Annotated in this window: 17 protein-coding genes; 8 read left to right on the forward strand and 9 right to left on the reverse strand. The window is 46.3% G+C overall.

Features of this window, described 5'->3' with window-relative positions:
* Nucleotides 1–35: 35 nt before the first annotated feature.
* Nucleotides 36–1,850: a DUF4836 family protein gene (locus ABQ275_RS23500; protein WP_349315581.1), complete on the reverse strand. Its 1,815-nt coding sequence runs from the start codon at nt 1,848–1,850 to the stop codon at nt 36–38.
* A 212-nt stretch (nt 1,851–2,062) separates the two neighbouring features.
* Here ABQ275_RS23500 and ABQ275_RS23505 point away from each other — a divergent pair, with 212 nt between their 5' ends.
* The gene (locus ABQ275_RS23505) at nt 2,063–2,341 is read left to right on the forward strand and encodes a YciI family protein (RefSeq protein WP_349315582.1); all 279 of its coding nucleotides are present in this window, start codon (nt 2,063–2,065) and stop codon (nt 2,339–2,341) included.
* A gap of 59 nt (nt 2,342–2,400) precedes the next feature.
* Here the strand turns inward: ABQ275_RS23505 and ABQ275_RS23510 are convergent, their stop codons facing one another.
* Both ABQ275_RS23510 and msrB read right to left on the reverse strand, forming a co-directional pair.
* The gene (locus ABQ275_RS23510; RefSeq protein ID WP_349315583.1) at nt 2,401–3,417 is read right to left on the reverse strand and encodes a GyrI-like domain-containing protein; all 1,017 of its coding nucleotides are present in this window, start codon (nt 3,415–3,417) and stop codon (nt 2,401–2,403) included.
* A gap of 82 nt (nt 3,418–3,499) precedes the next feature.
* On the reverse strand, nt 3,500–3,985 hold the full coding sequence (msrB, locus tag ABQ275_RS23515; protein WP_349315584.1) for a peptide-methionine (R)-S-oxide reductase MsrB: 486 nt from the start codon (nt 3,983–3,985) through the stop codon (nt 3,500–3,502).
* A gap of 322 nt (nt 3,986–4,307) precedes the next feature.
* Between msrB and mutL the strand changes: the two genes are divergently transcribed.
* The gene (gene mutL, locus ABQ275_RS23520) at nt 4,308–6,203 is read left to right on the forward strand and encodes a DNA mismatch repair endonuclease MutL (RefSeq protein ID WP_349315585.1); all 1,896 of its coding nucleotides are present in this window, start codon (nt 4,308–4,310) and stop codon (nt 6,201–6,203) included.
* 120 nt (nt 6,204–6,323) lie between these two features.
* On the opposite strand, the gene ABQ275_RS23525 is transcribed toward mutL, so the two are convergent.
* A complete protein-coding gene (locus tag ABQ275_RS23525; protein ID WP_349315586.1) occupies nt 6,324–7,784 on the reverse strand; it encodes a gluconokinase in 1,461 nt (486 codons plus the stop codon).
* Between the two features lie 81 nt (nt 7,785–7,865).
* Here ABQ275_RS23525 and ABQ275_RS23530 point away from each other — a divergent pair, with 81 nt between their 5' ends.
* The 3 genes from ABQ275_RS23530 to ABQ275_RS23540 are packed head-to-tail and all read left to right on the forward strand — an operon-like array spanning nt 7,866 to nt 11,825.
* The gene (locus tag ABQ275_RS23530) at nt 7,866–9,605 is read left to right on the forward strand and encodes a GMC family oxidoreductase (protein ID WP_349315587.1); all 1,740 of its coding nucleotides are present in this window, start codon (nt 7,866–7,868) and stop codon (nt 9,603–9,605) included.
* Nucleotides 9,606–9,642: 37 nt separating this feature from the next.
* Nucleotides 9,643–10,338, forward strand: coding sequence for a gluconate 2-dehydrogenase subunit 3 family protein (locus ABQ275_RS23535; protein ID WP_349315588.1), 696 nt, complete (start codon nt 9,643–9,645; stop codon nt 10,336–10,338).
* 35 nt (nt 10,339–10,373) lie between these two features.
* Nucleotides 10,374–11,825: a Gfo/Idh/MocA family oxidoreductase gene (locus ABQ275_RS23540; RefSeq protein ID WP_349315589.1), complete on the forward strand. Its 1,452-nt coding sequence runs from the start codon at nt 10,374–10,376 to the stop codon at nt 11,823–11,825.
* A gap of 112 nt (nt 11,826–11,937) precedes the next feature.
* On the opposite strand, the gene ABQ275_RS23545 is transcribed toward ABQ275_RS23540, so the two are convergent.
* Together ABQ275_RS23545 and ABQ275_RS23550 are read right to left on the reverse strand one after the other, a co-directional pair.
* Nucleotides 11,938–13,686 carry a RagB/SusD family nutrient uptake outer membrane protein gene (locus ABQ275_RS23545; protein WP_349315590.1) on the reverse strand — a complete coding sequence of 583 codons (1,749 nt, stop codon included), beginning with the start codon at nt 13,684–13,686 and terminating at the stop codon, nt 11,938–11,940.
* Between the two features lie 11 nt (nt 13,687–13,697).
* Nucleotides 13,698–16,763 (reverse strand): TonB-dependent receptor, encoded by a 3,066-nt coding sequence (locus tag ABQ275_RS23550; RefSeq protein ID WP_349315591.1) that lies wholly within the window; start codon nt 16,761–16,763, stop codon nt 13,698–13,700.
* Between the two features lie 235 nt (nt 16,764–16,998).
* Between ABQ275_RS23550 and ABQ275_RS23555 the strand changes: the two genes are divergently transcribed.
* Both ABQ275_RS23555 and ABQ275_RS23560 read left to right on the forward strand, forming a co-directional pair.
* Nucleotides 16,999–18,780, forward strand: a complete 1,782-nt coding sequence (locus ABQ275_RS23555; protein WP_349315592.1) for a carboxypeptidase-like regulatory domain-containing protein — start codon at nt 16,999–17,001, stop codon at nt 18,778–18,780.
* A 102-nt stretch (nt 18,781–18,882) separates the two neighbouring features.
* Nucleotides 18,883–19,539 carry a hypothetical protein gene (locus tag ABQ275_RS23560; protein ID WP_349315593.1) on the forward strand — a complete coding sequence of 219 codons (657 nt, stop codon included), beginning with the start codon at nt 18,883–18,885 and terminating at the stop codon, nt 19,537–19,539.
* On the opposite strand, the gene ABQ275_RS23565 is transcribed toward ABQ275_RS23560, so the two are convergent.
* The 3 genes from ABQ275_RS23565 to ABQ275_RS23575 form a co-directional block, all read right to left on the reverse strand.
* Nucleotides 19,540–20,832: a D-alanyl-D-alanine carboxypeptidase gene (locus ABQ275_RS23565; RefSeq protein ID WP_349315594.1), complete on the reverse strand. Its 1,293-nt coding sequence runs from the start codon at nt 20,830–20,832 to the stop codon at nt 19,540–19,542.
* A 147-nt stretch (nt 20,833–20,979) separates the two neighbouring features.
* Nucleotides 20,980–22,314, reverse strand: coding sequence for a Gfo/Idh/MocA family oxidoreductase (locus tag ABQ275_RS23570; protein WP_349315595.1), 1,335 nt, complete (start codon nt 22,312–22,314; stop codon nt 20,980–20,982).
* A gap of 37 nt (nt 22,315–22,351) precedes the next feature.
* The gene (locus ABQ275_RS23575; protein ID WP_349315596.1) at nt 22,352–23,317 is read right to left on the reverse strand and encodes an SUMF1/EgtB/PvdO family nonheme iron enzyme; all 966 of its coding nucleotides are present in this window, start codon (nt 23,315–23,317) and stop codon (nt 22,352–22,354) included.
* 196 nt (nt 23,318–23,513) lie between these two features.
* Here ABQ275_RS23575 and ABQ275_RS23580 point away from each other — a divergent pair, with 196 nt between their 5' ends.
* Nucleotides 23,514–24,443: a TIM barrel protein gene (locus ABQ275_RS23580; protein WP_349315597.1), complete on the forward strand. Its 930-nt coding sequence runs from the start codon at nt 23,514–23,516 to the stop codon at nt 24,441–24,443.
* Nucleotides 24,444–24,452: the final 9 nt, after the last annotated feature.

Raw genomic sequence — 24,452 nt, forward strand, 5'->3', positions numbered from 1 at the left:
TAACTAAATCTCTAAATAACTAAATTCCTATTTTTTTAGTAGGCTGCGCTCACTGTATCAGCAGGTGCTGCGAACAGGCTGTCTTCGTAAGATTTTTCTCTTTGTTTTTTTGCCTCCATTATTTTCGCTGCTTCTGTACCGAAGTTGACTAACTGCACCAGGCTGTTTTCATCCTTGTTTTTGAAAGTCAGTACCGCTTCTGTGTGCTGTACACCGCTGCTTACCGGATGACCTACGATGGTGAAATCCTTAAACAGTTCTTTCGCTTTGATCAGGATGGGTCTTTCATCTTCGCTCGCCTTATCTTCCGGGATAACTTTGATGACCTTTTCCAGATCCACATAGCCGCCCAGCATACTGCCTTTTACTTTGCTTTCAACGCCTTCAGGCAGTTTGATGCTGCCTTTGCCAGCCAGGTATTGCTGCAACAGCAGGCTGTCTGAACCAAGGGTGATGTTTTTTTCCGTGATAGACATCGGTGGTACACCGCCAGCCATCATCGGGTTGGTCATTACATAATGGTCACCTTCCCTTGTGAAAACATCTTTCAGCATAGGGGAAGTCATCACTTTATTGAAAGCATCTTTGTTACCCACTTTCAGGTTAAAGATCCATTTAGCGGTTGGTTCTTCGCTAAATTCGCCGGGGAAATAAGCAGATTCTTTTTTGTTGATGGCGAAGTCGGAAGCCACGTAGGTCATCTGACCTTCAAATGCATTCAGCAGGTCATCCAGCGACAGTCCTGATTTTCCGGTCAGGAACATATTGGCGATACCGTCCATGCCGGTTGATTTGATGATTTCTCCGATCATGTGGAAATCAAAAGCATAAGAAACAAAACCGGTGATATTTTCTGAAGGATATTTCTTCAGCATATCCATATCAATTTCTTTCTTACCATATTTTTTGTAGATAGCAGCCATTTCTTTACCGAAGTAAGAAGAGCCATCTATCAGGATCTTGCCTTTTTCAAAATTAGCGGTACCTGCATAGTATGATCCTTCCATCAGCTTTTTGAAGTTGGCAGGGATCATGGTGAACTGGCCGCTGTTATAGATAGCTTCGGGGTTCATAAAGATGCCCATATCAGCATTTTCTTTCAGCATTTTGGTAAATGGCTCCAGGGAACCGGCTGATTCAGCTTCTTTCAGGTGGAAGAGATGATCTACTTCAGCAACCCAGGCTTTCACCTCGGCGTCCTCTTCTGCGGTTACCATGGCTGCAGGTGTAGCTGTAGCAACGGAGTCAATTGCTGCCGCTGCATCTTCAGCAGCTGAATCGATCTCATCGGACTGATCTTCATCGGGTATACCGGGAGTGCCGCCGGGAGTAAATTTATTGAGATCGTTGGCATCTACTGCGCTGACGTAGATAACGGTGGATTTATTCCAGCCGATCACGGCATGCTGCTTCGCTTCCCATATATACTTAAAATCATTTTGTGTTTTAAGGGAGAAGTCGGGCACGTTCTTTTTCAGGTAGGCCTCGAATTTATCCGCATCTTTCAGGCTGGCCGTAATACTTACGTAGGATTTATGATCAGCAGGTACGTTCTGAAAAACGAAAGCCGCTAAAAAGTGGCCTTGCAGGTTAACACCTGAATTTTCGGCGTCTTTCCAGGCTTTCATCATTTCGTTGGCGGTGTCTTTGGTTTGCACAGCAGTAAAGAGTTTGTCCATGGTAACCCCGTTGGTCACCAGTTTCTGACTGATCTGTCTGGCATTAAGGTCGAGTACGATACCGGCTGTTTTGGGAATGTGCCTGGCTTCATCCGGCATCCTGGAACAGGCCGACATCACAACCGCTGCTGTTACAGCGGTTAACAAAACTTTGGAAATTGTTCTTTTCATAAAAAGTATAAAAATTAAAAATTGGTTCGGAGTTCACACAATCGTCTACAGTACATTCCCACTATCGTGGTATTTTATTCCTGCAAAAGTACGTATATTTTTGTAGCTTATATGTCTCTTTTTATCTGTCAATGCACAATATTTCCATACTGAATAAGTTTATACCTTTGCTATTGCTATGAACCTAATAACTAAACCATAGAAAAACCATTATGTACCTGATTCTATTACAGTACATCCGTCCGGTTGCGGCCGTAGAACACTTTATGGAGGCCCACACAGCGTTCCTTCAGAAGTATTATGACAGTGGAAAGTTTATTCTTTCCGGCAGAAGGAAGCCCAAATCCGGCTCCCTGATACTCTGTCAGGCTTCCAGCCGCAAGGAGGTGGAGCAAATCATGAGCGAAGATCCACTGGAGAAATACCAGCTGGCATTGTATGAGATCATTGAGTTTGAGCCAACGGCCTACGCAGCGGTGGCAGAAAAATAGTTCTTTCTTCTTTTTTATTGCGCCTACTTCCAACGCTCAGATCTCTTACGAGCTGATTATCACTGCATAAAGTAAATGACTTTAGTCAGCCATTTGCTACTATCCTTTTCTATGCCCGGATCTGTCACATACATCTCTATCATGGGCGGTATTATTTTCTTCCCCTTGTTTGCAATAAATTGCTGTAGTGCCACATGCGCATTAGCGGTTTTATCATAAGGCCCATAATAATCTACATAAGCAGCGCGGGCGGCAGGTAGTTTTATTATTTCAAATCCGTTTCCCAGGGTACTGCCTTCGGGAACAGGAATGGCTGCTGCCATGTCTGTCTGTTGCTTCTTCTCATCCCAGGTAAAGAATAAACCGCAAGGTACGCCCGGGCTAAGATTGGCGGCCGTAGCAGCTTTAAATACAGCTCCCAGGTTGGTCTGGTAAAAGGCGGCTATGTTTCTCATGGGAATTGTTTTTCGTACAGCCGCATACGTTGTAGCCGGAAAATCCATTTCCTTTACCGTTACATCAATACCATTGGGGGTACCTGGACCGTCCTTATCTGCTTCGGACATGCTTTTCAGGTTATTGAGCCCCTGTTCGAAATCCTTTTCCAGGGAGCTTTTCATGAAAAACGACATCACATTCTGTGGCCGGTCATAATGTGCATCAAATCCCCAGGTAACTTTTGTTTTACCGGCAGCTTCGGATAAATTAAAAAAGACGTCGGACTCGGATTTAAAGGGAGTCAGGAAAGTGAGTTTCTGCTGGACCCTTTTATAGGGTTCAAGGGAAAGATGTTGCAGGAACCCTTCTCCTATCTTGGTTCCTTTCCAGGAATCTTTGGCGCCTACGGTGCCGTCATCGCCCGTGATGGTATACCTGGCAGAGGAATCCATTTTTTTCCAGGTACTCCATTCGTTGAACCGTTCAAATTTCACAATATCATTCCACACAATGGCCGCGGGTGCATTAATTTCCACCGAGCGTTCCACATGCATTTGGGTAGGAGCAACAAAAATGAGTACCAGCAAAATGAACAAGAGAATACCTATAATCCAGGCGAGTGTTTTTAATACTTTCATACTCTTGGGATTGATTACAATAAAAATACATCATTTTATTGTGCAACCCGCAGTAGCGTTGGCAATAGATTGGGCTAGCGAATTATTCTTTTCCTTTCTCTTTTCCCTTAAAATTCTGATCAGCTTCCTTTGCCTGTTCAAAATCCAGGATTACGGAGTTAATACAGTAGCGCAAACCGGTTGGCGGCGGCCCGTCATCAAATACATGGCCCAGGTGAGCTTTACAGCGGCCGCAAAGTACTTCTGTACGATGCATCCCATGTGCATTGTCCGGTGCATAAATAACACTGCCTTTGGTAACCGGCTCAAAAAAGCTCGGCCAGCCGCAGCTGCTTTCAAATTTAGCATCAGACACAAAAAGAGGATTTCCGCAAGCGGCGCAATAGTACATCCCCTTTTCCTTGCTGTTCCAGTATTTTCCCGTAAATGCCCATTCTGTACCCTTCTCACGCGCAATGTTGTAAACGTCTGCCGGTAAAATCTTCCGCCACTCTTCATCCGTTTTATTTACTTTGCCGGTATCCGAGTGGGAGTAAATTTCTCCCTTCTTTTTTCCTTCTTCTTCCATTGTTTTCTTTTTTTCGCTATTTTGCGAGTATGTACAGTTGGTAACTAAAACCGATATCCCCAAAAGTATCAGATTCCGCAGGTTCATATGTGAAGATTTGTTTCGTTAACATGTCTTTAACACTATCTCTTATTTTCAGCCTATCTCCAGTCATGCCATTTTCTCCTATAAAATTACGTATGAACGGACGCTATGGATTGTTAAATCCTTTAAATCAAACAGCTAATTTGACAAATCCTATGCCTTTTTGTTTCAAACAGTCTGATAATCACCGGTGAGCAACTGCATTTAAATTATTAACTTTACGCCAAAAGGCTAGTAAGTGGCGGATATCATCAATTTATTACCAGACAATATAGCGAACCAGATAGCTGCAGGAGAAGTGATACAAAGACCGGCATCGGCGGTAAAAGAATTACTGGAAAATGCAGTGGATGCGGGTGCAACAGAGATTCAGCTGATCATAAAAGATGCAGGCAAAGAGTTAGTGCAGGTAATTGATAACGGCGGTGGTATGAGTGAAACAGATGCCCGTATGTGCTTTGAGCGTCATGCAACTTCCAAAATACAATCTATAGAAGACCTCTTCCAGATCCGGACCATGGGATTCCGGGGGGAAGCCCTGGCATCTATTGCCGCCGTTTCACAGGTAGAACTCAAAACCCGTAAAAAAGGAACAGATCTCGGCTCCTATATAGAGATAGACAACAGCCTGGTGAAGAAACAGGAACCCTGCCAGACAGCAGAAGGTACCAGCATCGCCATGAAAAACCTGTTCTTCAACGTACCCGCCCGCAGAAACTTCCTCAAAAGCAATGCGGCAGAAATGCGGCATATTGTGGATGAATTTATCCGGGTGTCCATGGCTTATCCCCAACTCCAGTTTTCCCTGGTCAGCAACAACCAGCAACTTTTCCACCTGGATAAAGGATCACTCAAACAACGCATCATCGCTATTCTCGGACAACATTACAATGCCCGCCTCGTAAGTGTAAAGGAAAGCACCGACTACATGAACGTATACGGCTTTGTAGGCAAACCGGAAACCGCTAAAAAAACACGCGGCGACCAGTTCTTCTTCGTGAATAACCGTTATATCAAAAGCCCGTACCTGCACCACGCAGTGATGAACGCTTTTGCTGATATTATCCCGGCAGACAGCTTCCCGCTGTATGTATTGTTTATTGATGTAAACCCGGAACACATAGACATCAACGTACATCCTACGAAACAGGAAATCAAATTTGATGACGAAAAAGTGATGTATGCCTTTGTACAGGCAACCATCAAACACGCCCTGGCCCAGTTCAGCGTAACTGCTACCCTGGATTTTGACCTGGACCCCAACATCCAGGCACTGGACGCTGTGAGCAAACCATTCACCGCACAGCAACAGGAGGAATACACCCATTCTCCCTTATACAAATCATTTACACAGGCCAACCAGGCCCACATGATTGATAAGAGCAGCAATAGCAGTAACCTCCGCCACTGGAAAGATCTCTACGAAAACAAAAGCAGCGGCCAGTATACCTCCGACGCCTATACTACGGAACCGGAAACCCGCCCTGCTGTTACGTATGAAAGTCAGCCGCATGCCACCGCCTCTGTTATCGATGAACGCTGGCAAGACACTGCTACTGACCAGAAAGTACCCGTACAGGTACACCAGCAATACATCCTGTCACAGATAAAATCAGGTTTCATATTAATAGATCAACAGGCCGCCCATGAAAGGATTCTGTACGAACGCTACATGCGCGCCCTGCAGGAAACACCCATGGCCACACAACAAAGCCTGTTTCCACAAACGCTGCAACTGCCCCCCGCAGATGCCATCCTCATCAGCGAAATGCTACCGGAACTACAGGCGCTGGGCTATGAACTGGAACCTTTCGGAAATCACACTTTCGTAGTACGTGGTACACCCGCCGACATACAAACCGGCAACGACCAGGCTACCATAGAAGGACTGCTGGAACAATTCAAGCACTTCTGTGAACTGAAAGTCAACAGACGCGAAACGCTGATCCGCTCTATGGCACGCAATAGCGCCGTTCCTGCCGGAAAAATATTATCTGCCCGTGAAATGCAGAATATGATCGATGAACTCTTTGCCTGCAGCATGCCCAACGTAGCACCAGGCGGGAAATTCACCTTCATCTCCTTCAAACTCACCGATCTCGCGCGGATGTTCGAACGCAGTAACCAGGATTAAATATTTACGGATTTACGGATTTTTTGATTTAGAGATTTATAATGCAGCGGAATAGAAAATTTAATGATCTCCGCTGCATTATAAATCTCTAAATCAAAAAATCCGTAAATCCGTAAATATTTAATCCTCTTTCAGTCGCTCATAGAGCCATATAAATCTTTGGTAGCTTGTTATATAGCTGGTATGTTTCTCCATATCCGGTTCAAAAACTTTTTCCGGTGCGTCTGTCAAACCAGCGATGGGAGGCATTCCCAGGGTTTGTGCGGCTAATATGATGGCGCCTATAGCAGAAGCATCGCTTTGTTGCTGCAAATGCATGCGCTGCCCGAAGATGTCTGCCATCAGCTGTATCCATCCCGGGGAGTGGGTAAACCCACCACTGACGGAGATCTTATGTACCGGACCGGCTGTTTCCTCCAACGCTTTTTTAATACTCAGCAACGCATAACAAATAGCTTCCAGCACGGCACGGGTAAAGTGAGCCGGCGTATGCTGCGGCTGTATTCCAATGAAAGCCGCTGTGGCATGGCTGTTCCATATGGGCGACCTTTCCCCGAGCAGGTAAGGTAGGCATAATAGTTTACCCGGATCCACGCGCAGGGCGGCATCTACCAGTTCCTGCAGGGCGGTAAGCGGTTGTTGCAGGAAGTCCTGTACCAGCCATTGTAGCACAACGCCGCCATTATTGGTAGCGCCGCCGGTGATGTACACATCGTCCGTCAGCAGGTAGGTGAAAAGACGCCCCTGTGCATCAATGAGTGGCTGGCTGCCCGCCATGCGCACTGCGCCGCTGGTACCGATAGTCAGTGTAGCATGTCCCGGATCCATGGCCTGACTGCCCAGTTGTGCGAGGCAACCATCGCTGCCACCCATCACAAAAGGAGTAGATACAGGAATGCCCAGATCCGCAGCGATGGCTGGTTTCAGGCCGGTCACCACTTCGGTAGCCGGTACGGGTTGTGGCAGCTGCGCAGCATGAATGCCGGCAACTGCCAGCGCCTCCGCACTCCATTGCAGTGTACTGATATCAAACAGACCGGTGGCCGACGCAATAGAATGGTCGGTGAGATAACGGCCCAAAAAATGGTGGATGATGTATTCCTTGATGCCTGGAAACATGGCTGTACGGGCAAACAAGGCAGGCTGCTGCTCCCGCAGCCATATGATCTTACACAGCGGCGACATGGCATGCACGGGTGTTCCTGTCTGCCTGTAAATGGCCTTTCCTGCCGGTGTGTCCCGCAGTGCCATCGCCTGCGCTTCGCTGCGATTATCTGCCCAGATGATCAGCGGTGTGAGTGGTGTTCCTTTCGCGTCCAGCGCCACAATACTATGCATGGCACTACTAAAAGAGATCGCTGCGGGGGCGAAACCGGTCTTCCGCACCACTTCCCGGATACCGTTCATCACTGCCAACAATAAAACGGCCGGATCCTGTTCGCTGTACCCCGGTTGTGGGTGATCCGTTGAATATGCTTGCTGAAAGCTGGCCAGCACCTCTCCGCCGATCCCCAGCCCAATCGTTTTAGCACTGCTCGTGCCGATATCTACGCCAATAATATAAGTTGTGCGATCGTTCATAAAAAAACCTTCCTTTTTCCGCATTTAATTTATAGATTTAAAATCGGTGTTCTTAAAATAAAGTGCAAAATTTCCACGCAAATGGCTTTTGAAATTAAAAAACAGGCTAAGCTTTATGATGTTTGTATTGTTGGATCCGGTGCCGGTGGCGGTATGGCGGCCAAAATATTATCAGAAGCCGGTCTAAAGGTGGCGCTCCTGGAAGCGGGGCCCAAGTATGACCCGGCAGATCCGGAACAGGCGACTCAATTGAAGTGGCCTTATGAATCACCCAGAAGAGGTGCCAGCACGACACGTCCTTTCGGCGATTTCGATGCGGCATACGGCGGCTGGGAAATTAAAGGTGAACCATACACGAGAAAAGATGGTACGCAGTTCGATTGGTTCCGCTCCCGCATGCTGGGAGGCCGTACCAACCACTGGGGACGCATCTCTCTTCGTTTTGGGGAACGTGATTTTAAACATAAGAGTTATGATGGTTTGGGCGACGACTGGCCAATCAGCTATGAAGATGTAAAGCCTTATTACGACCGGGTGGATAAACTGATCGGCGTATTTGGCTCAAAAGAAAACCTGCCCAATGAACCGGACGGTTACTTTCTTCCCCCTCCCAAACCAAGGCTGCATGAGCTGATGGTGAAAAAAGCCGGCGACAACCTGGGCATCCCTGTGATCCCGGCCCGCTTGTCTATACTCACCCGCTCTGTAAACAAAGACCGCAGCCCCTGCTTTTATTGCAGTCAGTGTAGCCGCGGATGTACCGTATATGGTGACTTCTCCTCTTCTTCCGTACTGGTAAAACCAGCGATGAAAAGCGGACATGTAGATCTGTACACCAATGCGATGGCACGGGAAGTGCTCACAGACAACAGCGGAAAAGCTACAGGCATCGCCTATGTGGACAAAACCGATATGCAGGAATATTCCGTCAATGCAAAAGTAATTGTACTGGCGGCCAGTGCCTGCGAATCAGCGCGACTGCTGCTCAATTCAAAATCTGCCAAACATCCGAACGGCCTGGCCAACTCAAGTGGTGTGGTGGGTAAATACCTGCACGATTCTACCGGCGCCGGCAGAAGTGGATTTTTACCACAGCTGATGGACCGTAAACGTTATAATGAAGATGGCGTAGGCGGTATGCACATGTACATCCCGTGGTGGGAAGACAATAAAAAACTTGACTTCGCCCGTGGCTATCATATTGAATTTGGTGGTGGTATGCACATGCCATCTTATGGTTATGGTTTCAGTATGGAACGCATGAACGGTAAATATCCCGGTCGTGATGGCAAGCCAAAAGATGCCGGTGGTTACGGTGCATCCCTGAAAGATGATTACCGCCGTTTCTATGGCGCTAACATTGGCTTTGCCGGCAGAGGAGAATGTATTGCACGGGAAGATAACTATTGCGAAATAGATCCGAACGTAGTTGATAAATTCGGTATCCCGGTATTGCGTTTTCATTACACCTGGAGCGATCACGAGATCAAACAGGCAAAACATATGCAGGATACCTTTGAAAAGCTCATTCATGAACTGGGCGGTATTCCAAACGGAACTAAACCGGGTGCTGACAGCAAATATGGTCTGGAAAATCCCGGCCGTATTATTCACGAAGTAGGTACCACCCGCATGGGTAATGATCCGAGAACGTCTGTATTGAATAAGTTCAACCAGGCGCATGATGTAAAGAACCTGTTCGTTGTAGATGGTGGCGCTTTTGTGTCTCAGGCAGATAAAAACCCTACCTGGACCATCCTCGCGTTGTCTATGCGTGCTTCTGAATACATCATTGATGAATTGAAGAAGCAAAATATCTGATAATCAATTACGAATCACGAATCACAAATTTCATATTATGGATAGAAGAGAATCCCTCAAAGCTCTTGCGCTGGGAACTTTATCTGTAGGTACTATACTATCTGCCACCAGTTGTGAAGACAAAAAAACAACGGGCGATAAAAAAGCAGGTGCTGCCGGAAACGAGCCAGGATATGGCCGTACAGCAGATGAGGCCCAAAGAGATAAGGGCCTGATGGAAGAAAAATTCTTCTCACCGGAAGAAATGAAAACCATTACTATCCTCGCTGATATTATCATCCCGGCAGATGAGCATTCGGGTAGTGCCACTGATGCCAAAGTGCCTGACTTCATAGAATTTATTGTGAAGGATATGCCGGAGCATCAATTGCCTATGCGCGGCGGCCTCCGCTGGCTGGACCTGCAATGCGCCAAACGGTATGACAAATCCTTTTCGGATTGCAGCGAGCAGCAACGCATTGAAATGGTAGACCTGATTGCTTATCCTGAAAAAGCAGCGCCTGAAAATTCACAGGGTGTCGCTTTCTTCAACCGCATGCGTAATCTTACCGCTACCGGTTTCTTCACCAGCAAAATCGGCATCAAGGACCTGGACTACAAAGGCAATACGCCCAACGAGTGGGACGGCGTTCCTGCTGATGTATTACAGCAATACGGCTATGCCTATGATGAAAAAACGCTGGCTACCTGTCTGAAAATTGAGGACAGGAATAAGATTATGACCTGGGATTAACAACTAAAATTTATATCTAAAAAATTATCGTACTCATGGTTCCAGAAAAAAAGAATGAGGGAAGTGAAGTGTCCCGCAGATCATTCCTGAGGAACGGCGCGCTTGCAGCAGCCGGTTTCATGATAGTTCCACGTCATGTATTAGGCAGGGGTTTTGTTGCACCAAGTGACCGTCTGCGCGTAGCAGGTATTGGTGTTGGTGGCAAAGGTTTCGGCGATATTTCCGAGTTCGCCAAAGGCCCGGCAGATATCAACTTCCTTTGTGATGTTGATGCACGTCGTGCAGCCGAAGCCGTTAAGAAGTTTCCGAAAGCAAAATTCTACACCGATTTCCGGGAAATGTTTGACAAAGAACATAAAAACTTCGATGCCGTTTCCGTATCCACACCTGATCATACACACGCCGTAGCCGCCATGGGCGCTATGCAGCTCAACAAACACGTGTATGTACAGAAACCTTTAACACACGACATCTACGAAGCACGTATGCTTACGCAAGGTGCCAAGAAACATAAAGTAGTTAGCCAGATGGGAAACCAGGGCGCTTCCGGAGATGGCGTACGCCAGTTAATGGAATGGTACAATGCCGGCATGGTGGGTGATGTACATACCGTTTACTGCTGGACAGACCGTCCGGTATGGCCACAGGGTATTCCCTGGCCCGCAGCCAAACAGGATATTCCCAAAGAACTCAACTGGGATCTGTGGCTGGGAACCGCTCCTAAAAAAGATTACGTAGATAACCTCGTACCATTCAACTGGCGCGGCTGGTGGGATTACGGTACCGGTGCTATCGGGGATATGGGTTGTCATATTATTGAACCTCCTTTCCGTGTACTCGGTCTTGGCTATCCTACTTCCGTAGAATGTAGCGTAGGTAGTGTATATGTAGGCGAATTTACCCGCGGATATTTCCCTGAAAGCTGTCCTCCTTCCTCACATGTGATCATGAAATTTGCCGGCAAAAACGGCAAAGAAGTAACGCTTCACTGGATGGATGGTGGTATTCAGCCAGAACGTCCTGATGAACTGGGTCCTAACGAAGTAATGGGCGATGGCGGTAACGGCGCGCTCTTTATCGGTGATAAAGGTAAAATGATGTGTGGTACATATGGTATAGATCCTAAACTGTTGCCAACATCACGCACTGCAGAAGCTAATGTACCCAAAACGATTGCGCGTGTACCGGAAGGTCACTACCAACAGTGGGTAAATGCAGCTATTGCCGGTTACAGCAGCAGCAAAGCAAAAGCACTCAGCTCTCCTTTCGAAATTGCAGGTCCGCTTACGGAAACAATCCTGATGGCCAACCTGGCTATCCGCAGTTTTGATATCCGCAAAGCAAAAGCAACAGGCAAAGGATACGACTACCCAGGCCGTTATGTTAAACTGCTGTGGGACGGCGCCAATATGAAAATCACCAACTTTGACGATGCGAACCAGTTTGTGAAACGCACCTACAGAGACGGATGGTCACTCGGCGTATAAATAATTTACGAATTTTCGAATTTTTTGATTTAGAGATTTAAAAAAAATGCAGCGAAGATTTTCGCTGCATTTTTTTTAAATCTCTAAATCAAAAAATTCGAAAATTCGTAAATTATTTATACGGTACCTGTTGTTCAAGGTTCGCATTTTTCCTGATTTCAGCGGCCGGAATAGGCAGTAGAAAATCTTTCTCTTTAAATGCGCGGTCCTGGATGCTTATTACCCTGTATACGAACGGATGATTGGCAATCTGTGATCCCAGTACTTCAATACCTTTGGCGCTTTCATTGAAAGCAGTTAAGGCGTCTGTTACCCATCTGCGTGCATCAAAGAAACGGTGTTCTTCAAATGCCAGTTCATAGCGTCTTTCATATTTCAATACTGCTTTAAGAGCTTCGCCCGATGCAGTAGTGGCGGGCATCCCTGCCCTCGTCCGTATCTTGTTCAATTCTGTCCTGCCATCGCCATCTTCACCCAACCATATACTGGCTTCCGCATAGTTCAGTAAAATTTCTGCGTAGCGGAAAAAGATCCAGGGCTGACTGCCGCGGAAAAACTGTGCATCCAGGTTTTTGTCCATGAACTTACGCAAATAATAACCGGAGAAAGTACCATTCCAGTTTTCAATAACACTGTTGCGGGTGTCAAGTCCCCATACACTGTCTGTACCATTTTTGGATTCATACTTCCCGGTTTGTATAACACCTACCGGATCTACTTCAGCGCCATCTTTCGGACGTGGTTTCCACTTGGCGCCATCATACAGTATGGTGGCATAAAACCGCGGATCACGGCCTACATAAGGCGCCTTTGCCTCCGCAGGATTGGCCCAGGAAAAATCGGTACCGTCTTTCATCTGGTAGCCGGTCACAAAGTTTTCGATCGGTACATTGCCGCCCCAGTTATGATACCCATTGGGGCCATTGTACAGGTCATGAGAGGTGCCCAGGAGCGCCTTATCATACAGCTTTATGAAGATAAGCTCCGGATTATCCTTATCAAGAAAAATACGGCTGTAGTTTTCAGCGGCAGAATCTGTAGGATGATACAAATCATACAGGTGCAAGTCCATTACTGCTTTGGCGGCATCCTTCGCCAGGCGGAAACGGGCCGTCTGATCTCCGGAGGTATAACCCATTAAAGGGCTTTTTACTTCTTTGTTAAACAAGTCGCTGGCAGCATACATTAAGATTCTGGATTTAAGCGCCATGGCCGCTCCTTTGGTTGCCCTTCCTTTATCTCCGGCGCCTTCATAAACCAGTGGCAGCACCTTGGCAGCACTATCACATTCCGCCACAATAAATTTAACGCATTCATCAAACGTAGCCCGTTTGACATTCAGTATCTCCGTTTCATCACCTTTAATATTAAATGTTTTGGTGATCAGCGGCACTCCTCCGTAATACTTTACCAGCATATGATAATACCACGCCCGCATAAAATGTACTTCTCCTTTCATCCGTATACGTTGCGCTTCATCGGTAAACGGTACTGCATCTATTTTCTCCAGGAACATGTTACAATTGCGAATGGTTTTGTAGTGCTCATCCCAGCGGCTGAACTCTACCAGCTTGCCGATATCATCCGGCGATACATTTCCCTGTACCACACGGGAGGTATTGTAATCATGAATGAAGCGGCTTTCATCTGTCATAGAGGATAGCATCACTTCTTCAAATCCCGGCCGCATCTGCACATACAAGTCATTTACAAATGCCTGTACAAGACCCACATCCTGCCATACTTCAGACTCCTGGTATTCAGTCAGTGGCTTCTTTTCAAGATAATCCTTGTTGCAGGCCGTGATGGAATACATCAACATTATACCTGCTAAATATTTTATGATATTCATTTTCTTCATGGCTCGTTTGTTTAGAAAGTAAGGTTTAATCCTACGTTGTAAATCTTCGTCTGCGGATAGAACTGACCGCTGCCGCTAGGTGCTTCCGGATCAAAAATCTTCACATTATCAATGGTGATCAGGTTCTGACCACTCACGTAAACACGGAAATTTTGTAAGCCCACTCTTTTACATAATGCTTCCGGAATATTATATCCGAAGTCCAGTGTTTTGAGACGTAGATAGTTGGTATTCCAGAACCAGAAAGTATTCTGACGGCTTACCCAATATTCACGGTCACGGTCATTAACCCTGGGCCAGGTAGCATCGGTGTGGTCTGCTGTCCAGCGGTCTTTTACATAGGCTTCGGGGAAGTTACCTATCAGGCCGGATTCAGTATGCAGATACTGACTTGCGCCCTGGGCGCCCTGCCACAGCATGGTGAAATCGAAGTTTTTAAACTTGGCGGTCATGGTCAATCCAAAGATCCAGGTAGGATTTTGCGTACGGTCTACACGGATGCGATCCAGGTCATCTATAATCCCATTTCCATCCATATCTGCAAAAATCACATCACCCGCTCTGGCGCCACTGATATGGGGTGTTTTATCTACTTCTTCCTGTGTTTTATAAATGCCGGTAGCTTTATAATATAATGGCGCATCTATTTGTCTGCCGGTAGACTTCTGCCATTCGGGTACGCCGGGTACTTCATCCCAGAAAAGAATTTTATTCTGTGCATGTGTAACCGTACCGGTTACTTCATAGTGGAATTTGCGGATATCGTTCTTATGACTGACTACTACTTCAAAGCCTTTGTTTTCTACGCGGCCAAGGTTTTCCTGTGGCAGCGTCATACCGGTATATGCAGGCATAGACTGGCTGCGGCTTACGAGGATATTAGCGCGGCGGGTGTAGAAGTAATCGCCTTCAATCGCCAGCTTGTCACCCAGCAGCTGGGCTTCAATACCCACATCATAGTTATTGGCCATCTCCCAGGTAATGGCCTCGTTGGGAGAACGCAGCTGGTAAATACCTTTGTTAAGATCTTCCCCCAACATTACACCACCGGCACTAAAGCCATAGGTGCTGAGATATTGGAAAGAAGGGATCTGGTCATTACCCATTTGCCCCCAGGAAGCACGTATTTTGAAGTAGTTGACGGCGCGGATATTTTCTTTCCAGAAGTTTTCATTGGAAAGTACCCAACCCGCAGACGCGCCGGGGAAGAAACCAAAGCGGCTATTTCTCGGGAAGTTCTGGGTGCCATCATACCGGGCGTTGAAATCAAAGAGATAGGTTTCGTTGTAGTTATAGGAAACACGTCCGAAGTAATTGCGCCGTGCAAATGAAAACCCTGTTCCATTGTTACTTTTTTCTTTATCGCCGCCCGCAAAAAGCTGATCCAGTTTATCACTGATAAAGTATTTGCGGTTAGCCATCAGGGTATCTCCATTAAAAGTGGCTTGTTCAAAGGCGACAAAAGTGCTCAGGTTATGTTTTCCGAAGGAACGTACATAATTCACTTTAAAATTCACCGTAGACAATCGATTGCTATTGAAGTTCTCATTTAGTTCAGGTGCGCTTACTCCTCTTTGGGCCGCATTCAGCTTGTGATCGGGGCTGTTAGGGTCCAGGGTATAAAGCGTCCAGGGTTTCACCCATGATTTAAAGAAGTCGAAATTCTGGTCGTATGCAAAGGTTCCGTCTACAGACAAACCCTGTACCCAGGGAATATTCACGGTAGCGCCTAATGTACCATTGAGTACGTAGTTCTTATCACTCGTATAGCCGATCTCGTTAGTGCTTGTTACTACCGGGTTATCGCCATATTCAATATCCGGACCCGGCAAGCCGTTGGGCCAGATGGCATTTTCGGTAGGGCGGCCACGCATCAGCGAACGGAATATAGAGCCGGCGCTACGTGGTGGAAAGTTCCTGTTTTCCAGTCGTCCTGCCAGGTCAAAACGCAGGCGGATATTATCATTCACTGCGGCATCGAGATTGGCCCTTACATTCTGTTGTTTATAATTGGTAGCACTGTTCTTATAAATACCATCCTGAAATAATGTTCCCAGGGAAACGTAGTAGGTCATCTTTTCAGTACCGCCGCTCAGTGACAGGTCATGTCTGTTTTGCAGGGAAGTTTTCTTGATCGCAGCATCATACCAGTTGGTGCTGGGATAGAGCCATGGATCAGATCCATCACCAAACTTCTGGATCTGTTCTTCAGAGAAACGGGGGGCATCTCCACCATATTCCAGTATTTCATTTACCAGCCGGGCATATGTAGGCCCATCGGCCATCTTAGGCAAACGGGTAGGCGATACAAAAGACTGGTTAAAACCATACTTCAGGGTAGGCTTACCGATCTTACCGCGTTTGGTGGTGACCAGGATAACGCCGTTGGCAGCCCGGGAACCATAGATAGCGGCAGCAGCATCTTTAAGAACAGATACGCTTTCAATATCGTTGGGGTTCAGGCGGTCGAAACCTTCGCGCGGAATGCCGTCTATCACTGTCAACGGGGTGCTCACACCCAGTGTGCTACGGCCACGGATAAAGATCCTGGATCCATCATAACCCGGCTCACCGCTGTTATTCACCGCAATGATACCCGGAATACGACCCACCAGCGAGTTAGAGATATTAACGTTGGGAGATTGTTGCAGCTCGGCTCCTTTCACAGATGATACCGCGCCGGTTTTTGTTACTTTCTTTTGTGTGCCATAACCTACTACTACGTACTCATCCAGCGTTTTCTGGTTTTCCTTCAGTACGGCATTTACGCCGGAGCGGCCGTCTACTTTAATCTCCTGGGAGTCAAAACCGATATATTGGAAAACCAGCACAGCATCCTTCTTCACATCATTCAATACATAGTTTCCTTTCTCATCGGTGGTGGCACCTTTTTTTGTGTCTTTTACCAGGATGGTTACACCTGGCAACGGGTTACCATTAATGTCTTTTACTTTTCCCTTAATGGTTAAATTGCCTTGTTGCCAGACAGTGGGCAACGGAGATCGGGCGCTGAGTTCGCCTGTTGCGGTCGCAAACAGGCATAGCAAGACCATGGCCTTTGCATAACGTGGATTCATACTACAGGATTTTGAATAGTGAATAGTATCTCTGAATTACCCTTTTGTATCGACCAAACAGGATAATTTGACTTCATTAAGTTATCAAGAAAACTATTAATTATTTTCTAAAAATAAGTGTACAAATGACGTCTTTTTCTAAATAAATGCATGTATAGGGAGATTTATTTATATTTGCACCCAGATTTCTGTGCTGCCTGGCCTAATTCCGAAAGTGTCCCCTTATACCTCGTTTATGCTCAAAAAAAATTTATGGCTGCTGGCTATATGCTTAACCTCCCTGCTGGCCTGTGATAAAAGAATGGCTACCGTTGATAATCCCCCAGAGGTTACACCACCCGTAATAGTTCCTGACTCTCCCATCTCTCCTGTTGAAACAACTACCGGTATTCAAGGACTGGTACTGGATGAAAACAATCAGCCATTACAAGGCGCGCAGGTGAAATGTGGCAATAAAGTAATTACAACAGACGCCAAAGGTGCTTTTCTGCTGGAAAATATTACCGTAATAGAAGCCGCAGCTGTACTAACCGCTGAGAAAGATGGTTACTTCAAAGGCGTACGCACCTTTACTGTGGCGGGAGAAAACAAAATACAGTATACACAACTGCAATTGCTGCCGAAGAAAACAGCCGGATCTTTTGATGCTGCCACAGGTGGTAATATCAATGCATCCAATGCACAGTTTATCTTCGTCCCGCAACAGGTATTGAATAGCGACAACTCCCTTTATACAGGAAAAGTTGACCTGCTATACGCACCGATCAATCCTGAAAGAGCTGATTTTGCCGATATCATGCCCGGCGATCTGCGCGCGATAAACAACAGCAACGCACTGGTGGGGCTGCAGTCATTCGGTATGATGGCACTGGAACTACGGGGAGAGAATGGAGAGAAACTTCATCTGGACACCACCAAAGCAGTCACCTTTAAACTGGAAATTCCTACCTCCTTACGCAGCACAGCACCAGCCACTATTCCACTCTGGCATTTTGATGAAGCAACAGGTGTATGGATAGAAGAAGGCAGCGCCACAAAAACCGGCGACAACTACATTGGTACTGTAAAACACTTTTCTTTCTGGAACTGTGATGCACAATTCCCTATCATACCTTTTAAAGCGGTATTACAGAATAACGAAGGCATTCCTTTAGCCAATATGTTTGTAAGGATGGTCCGGGAAAACGACAGCTATGCAACCGCCTATACAAATATAGAAGGAGAAGTAAGTGGTTCCATTCCTTCCAACGAGTCACTCACCATGGTTGTATACAACCGTGGGGTATGCAGCCAGAAAATACTCTCAAAAAAGATCGGACCCTTTTCTGATAAAACAGATATCGGCATTATTAAAACAAGTACGCCCGATATAATCACTATCAATATCAGCGGTAATGTAACCACCTGCGATGGCACTCCTGTGGCAAAAGGACGCTTAACCTATACAGTAGATGGTGTCCGTTCTTACGCATATATTTCGCAGGGTACTTACGCCACTTCTTTTATACGTTGTCAGGCCCAACCAGCAGAAATCATCCTGAACGCTGTAGATGAAGTGAATAATAAAATGGCTACTACAACAGCGGTACTGGGAATCGGGAACCATGTGCGAAACCTCCAGGTATGCGAAACCATTGAAGCCAGCTTCGCCGACTTTGTCATGAACGGAGAAACCTATTCTTTTGTAGCGCCACCGGATACACTAAGCGTAATAGATCGTGGTTCTGATACCACACGCATGTTTATCGCCGATATTAAGCGGGCAAGCAGCAGTCCAACCAACGAACAACTCAACTTCAATCTGGGGTCCATGCAAGTGGGAACATCCAGGATCTGGTCTTTTTATGTGCTCGCTAACAACCAGGACTACTACGGTGACAACATCAGTTGCACCATTACCCAAACGGGCACGCTGGGTGAATATGTACAGGGAAGTGTAAGCGGCAATGTAACCAGGTATAGCCCTGATACGCTTGTGGTGCCCATCAGCGGAACATTCAGGATAAGAATACAGTAAAAACTTTACAACCAATCAACATAAAAAAGGCCAATAGTTTCCCGCTATTGGCCTTTTTTGCATAAATTGACACTAATTAGCGTTATACATAAACCAGATCTGATGTTTATGAAACTCCCTCACTTTCTCCTGACAATATTGGCTGGCAGCATGCTGCTGACTGCCTGTAGCAAAGAAATGAGCCGGGAAGGCGACATGCCCGCTACCAGCAATTGTGATTACGCACCCTACACAACAGGCTCTTCCTTCTCATATATCGATATCAATCAAACACAGGATACCCTCGCTTATACACTCACGGTTTCCGGAGATACAACCATTAACAATGTTGTTTACAAAAAAGTAGGTGATGACAGTGTTTTCACCTGCTCCAACTGTAAAGACGGGATCTATACACAAATAGCCAGCATCCTTACTTTCCAGGGATACAAGGCAGACGATCTGAAGATCACCTACCTGAAAGACAATGTACCCGCCGGCACCAGTTGGGAAGATACGGTTGCAGTCAACAACGGAGGCGTTACCAGCTCCGGCATCCTGAAACAGACCATTACAGAAAAGAATATTACTAAAACAGTAAATGGCAAAAACTATACAGACGTTATTGTAGTAAGAATGGATGCATCGGCGATCATTCTTAATAACCCTGTATCTGTAGGTACTATCTCCACCAGCTATTATGCAAAAGGAGTGGGCCTGATAGAAGCAGATCAGGCGGAAGATACGATCAAACTATTGTCGTATACGTTACAGCCCTGATTAATATTCCTTCCAGACTTTTGTCAGCAGCCTTTCTACAGCCCTTCTTACACTCGTGGCCGACTCGTGGTGATTATTTACCAGTACACTAAAAACCAGTGTTTTATTTTTCTTTGTAACAAGATAACCACTCAGCGTTACCACGCCGTTGAGCGTCCCTGTTTTGGCATGTACAAACTGCTCGGGGTAATAATTTCTCATGGTACCTTTACCACCTGTAGGCAGGATATGCCACAACCTTTCCTTTGGAAACTGTTGATACATCAGCGTGAGCACCGTTACAAAATCGCGCGGTGTAAAGAGGTTATAACGTGAAAGGCCCGATCCATCTGCCCATTGCGGCGGATGCGGCAGTGATTTTAAATCGCCGTCAAGCAGGTATTGAATACAGCGGTCCGTGCTGATGGTATCCCACAAGGTAGCGGCGCTCATCAGCAGCGTTTGTTCCGCAAAAAAATTATCACTGCGGTGCATCATGGGCGTAAAAAGAGAATCCGAAGGGATGCTGTGGAGTATTTTAAATGCGCCTGCCGGTGGAGTAACGGCAAGGCCTACACGTTTATGCAGGGTATCCTCCAGCCGCTCCCGCAGCTGTTGTACGGACCCTGTAATAAAAGGAACTTCCGTTTGTGTAATACCTTTATCCTTCGGATTATATTTCAGAAAGAATAAATTATTTCGTTCATCCCTATCCGTTACCGTACTGCTGATGGTATCATCAGCGGTTGCTTCCAGGTCATACAACGGAGGTACCAGCATGCTGGTATCCCGGTGATGATAGATCCTGACTACATTCCCATACATGGGCCATTCATTGAGTTCCGGCTGATAGTCGTCTGCGAAGTCACCCCATGCCCAGCCGGGTCCATAACGCTTGTTAAGGTTCACCGCAGGCACCAGGTAAATCTGTTTGGATGTTTGCTGCAACAGTTGCAATAGCGGCTGCCATGTATAATCCGGATGCAAAAAAGACGGATCTCCTACCCCTTTTACAAATAAGGCGGTATCATTTTCATAATAGCGGATACCCGGCAGGGAATCGCCCAGTAGCCGCAAACCGGCGTAGAGAGAAAATATTTTTGTGTTGGATGCGGGGGTGAAAAATTTATCATCCTGGTATTGATACCAGTATTTGCCCGTTGCCGGTTCATAGATGGAGATGCCTACATGTGCCTGTTCCAGCGGCTTTTCGTGCAATGCCGCATTGGCCCATTTGCTGATAGCAATAGTCTGGCCGTTGGCCGTTATCACCATGAAAGAACAGGCAATCGTTAAGAGAAGAAGATTCCGCATATACTGGCAACCGTGAATTAATAAATAAACCCCGAACAAAAACAAATCTCGTTTTTATCCGGGGTTTTATCGAAATAACATCATTTTTTTGCTACCGGTAGGTTACCCCAACAAAACAAAAATCGTGTCAATCATCTAATCCTGATCTCAGGTAAAGTATTTAGTGATACCTGGTTTCGCATACGCATAATTACCGGATGCATCTGGTAATACCGGAGGAGGTGCATCAAAAGCATACGTTTTAGGATGCAGGTCCAGTCCTGAATTCAGGGCAGTGTTCCAGTCGATCACCTGGCCGGAATAAGTAGCCAGACGTCCGATGATGGCAGATAAAGTAGCCTGCGCGCCTCTTTCTGCATCGGTGAATTTAAATTCTCCTTTTGCGATGGCGGCAAACAGTTCATCATGCTCTGTCTGATACGGATTGTTTTCTTTTGTTTTATCGTATTGATAAAGCACTTTCCCTTTATGGTTTACAATCTGTGCTTTATCACAGAATATGCGGCCTTTTGTACCTACTATTTCTTCATCTACCTTGCTCGGTGCGTCTTTCCAGTGGCGGCACTGGCTGTTCATCACTACCCCATTGGCATAACGGTATTCTACGGAGTGGTGGTCAAATATCTCACCGTACTCTTTTCCGGTACGTACTGCCCGGCCACCCATACCGAGGGCTGTTACAGGTGTAGCACCCATGAACCAGTTACCTACGTCAATGTTGTGGATATGTTGCTCTACGATATGATCACCACAAAGCCAGTTGAAATAATACCAGTTGCGCATCTGGTATTCCATTTCTGTATACTCAGGTTTGCGTGGTTTTACCCACAGCGCGCCCTGGTTCCACCATACCTGCATAGATACGATATCGCCGATCATACCGTCTTTGAGACGTTTGTGCAGCTCACGGTAAGAATTCTGATAGTGGCGTTGTAAGCCTACTACCACGTTCAGCTTCTTGGTTTTAGCTATTGCAGCTGCATCCAATACTCTTTTAATACCAGCAGGATCAGTCGCTACGGGCTTCTCCATGAAGATATGTTTACCCTGTTTAACCGCTTCTTCGAAGTGGATAGGTCTGAAACCCGGAGGGGTGGCGAGTATCACTACATCTGCCAGAGCAATGGCTTGTTTATAAGCATCAAACCCGGTAAACTTGTTGCTTTCAGGCACGTTCACACGGCTGGCTTTATCACCCAGTGCTTCTTTAATATTATCGTAGCTATCTTTCAGCCTGTCGGGGAATGCATCGGCCATGGCTACCAGCTGCACATTTTCTTTGGTACTCAGGGCTTGCGTAGCAGCACCTGTACCGCGACCGCCGCAACCGATCAGCGCGATTTTAATAACATCCGAAGAGCCGGAGAAGAAGTTGGCTTTGGATAAAATAGGCATGGCCAATAATCCGCCTGCCAGCAAAGATGTTTGCTTGACAAATTCGCGGCGACCCTGCCCGTGGAATTTTTGTTGTTCGCTTTCCATAAATGCGTTATGATTTAAAGATTTAGGATGATGAAATCTAGCGTGCTCCTTTATATTTATCAATGTTGTCTTCAAAGAATTGTTGTGCTTCTTCCGCTGTTGGCTGATGTACGGGCCTTACTACCCTGAAACCTATAAACGGTGCATCTGCATTCCACCAGAAACTTTTCGGGATCTGTGGATCCCTGCGGTTCCAGATCGGGTCCGACTTTAACCGGGCGGCACTGCGCAACTGCGGGGCTGCATCTGTATAGTTACCGCCTTTTACCACACGGGGTGTTTTAGCGGTAGGCACTATCCAGGGATCTTTGCCGGTAGCATTTGCCACTCCATTTTCTTCGTACTGGTCCATTGTCCATTCTCCCATATTACCCAGCATATCGTATAATCCCCAGGCATTGGGTTTCAATTGACCTACTTTATGATACTTCTCCTCACTGTTTCCCTTATACCAGGCATAATCCTTCAGCTGTGATTCGTCATTGCCAAAAGGATAAGCGGTAGTGGCGCCTGCCCTGCAGGCATATTCCCACTCAGCGGCTGTAGGCAAACGGTAAAATACACCTGTTTTGGCATAAAGCCATTTACAATACATAAGCGCACCGTACTGGCTCATACTGTTGGCAGGAAAACCGCCGGATTTGCCCATACCCAGTGTCAGATCAATATATGGCGGACTGGGGCGTGTCATTCCATCAGGAACGGGCGTCTTATCCTTTTCTGCATCTGCATAAATATCATATTCATCGAAAGTTACTTCCATAGCCCCCATCCAGAAATCAGACAGTTCCACGTTTTTAGCGGGTCCCTCATCCTTTTTTCTCCCCTTTTCATTCTCCGGGCTACCCAGTGTAAAGGCGCCCCCTTTGATAGGAACCATTTTAAAACTTACCGTTGTTCCGGGGATCTGTTGTTCATATGCCTCGAAAGGTTGTTGTGTCTGTGCAAAAACACCCTGACTGAGCATTCCACCCAGCAATAAAGCCACATACTGTTTAGTCATCTAACGCGATTATATAAAAATAAGATGGGTGAATTTAAAAAATACTAAAGTGGAATGCAATATTTTTTTATGAATGCGGGAAAACGCTGATGAATTGAATTTTTTTTATCATTACTAGTATTTCTTTGTAAAACCTGTTAAATTTAACGTTATGTCTTTGGTACACTTAAAATCACTATACATTTAATCCAACGTTATGGAAAGAAGAAAATTCCTGCAACATGGTACGCTGGCAGGCATATCCGCATTGGCACTGGGCGGTATTACCAACAGCAGCCAGGCAGCCACCACCGGAAATACCGCTGGGAAAGGAAAGCCATTCAATATGGACTATGCCCCCCATGATGGTATGTTTAAAAACAGTGCTGGTGGCGACTTCCTGGATCAGATAAAATACATGTATGACCAGGGATTCCGCTCTATCGAAGATAATGGTATGATGGGCCGCTCTACCGCAGAACAAGAAAAGATCGGCAACCTGCTGAATAAACTGGGGATGCGGATGGGCGTATTTGTAGTTGATACCGGCAATAACTGGAAAACTTCCCTCACTACCGGGAAACAGGAATTTAAAGATGCTTTCATCAAAACCTGTAAGCAGAGTGTAGAAGTGGCCAAACGCTGTAATGCCAAATGGGCTACAGTGGTGCCCGGTTTCTTTGAGCGTAACCTGCCTATGGGCGTTCAAACCGCTCATGTAATAGACGCTTTACGCAGTGGCGCCGAAATTTTTGAACCCCACGGCCTCATCATGGTGCTGGAACCACTCAGTGATACGCCGGATCTCTTCCTGCGCACAGCCGAACAAAGCTTCGAAGTATGTAAAGCTGTAAACAGTCCTTCCTGCAAAATATTATACGATATCTACCACATGCAACGCAATGTGGGTAATCTCATCCCTATCATGGACCTGTGCTGGGATGAAATTGCGTATATCCAGATAGGTGATAATCCGGGCCGTAAAGAACCAGGCACCGGTGAAATCAACTATAAGAACATCTTTAAGCATCTCCATGAAAAAGGCTTCAAAGGCGTACTGGGTATGGAACACGGTATATCCGGCCAGGGTAAGGAAGGAGAAGCAACTTTAATAAAAGCATACAGAGAAGCAGATAGCTTTATGTAGAGAACCCTG

Source organism: Chitinophaga sp. MM2321 (assembly GCF_964033635.1).
GTDB lineage: Bacteria > Bacteroidota > Bacteroidia > Chitinophagales > Chitinophagaceae > Chitinophaga.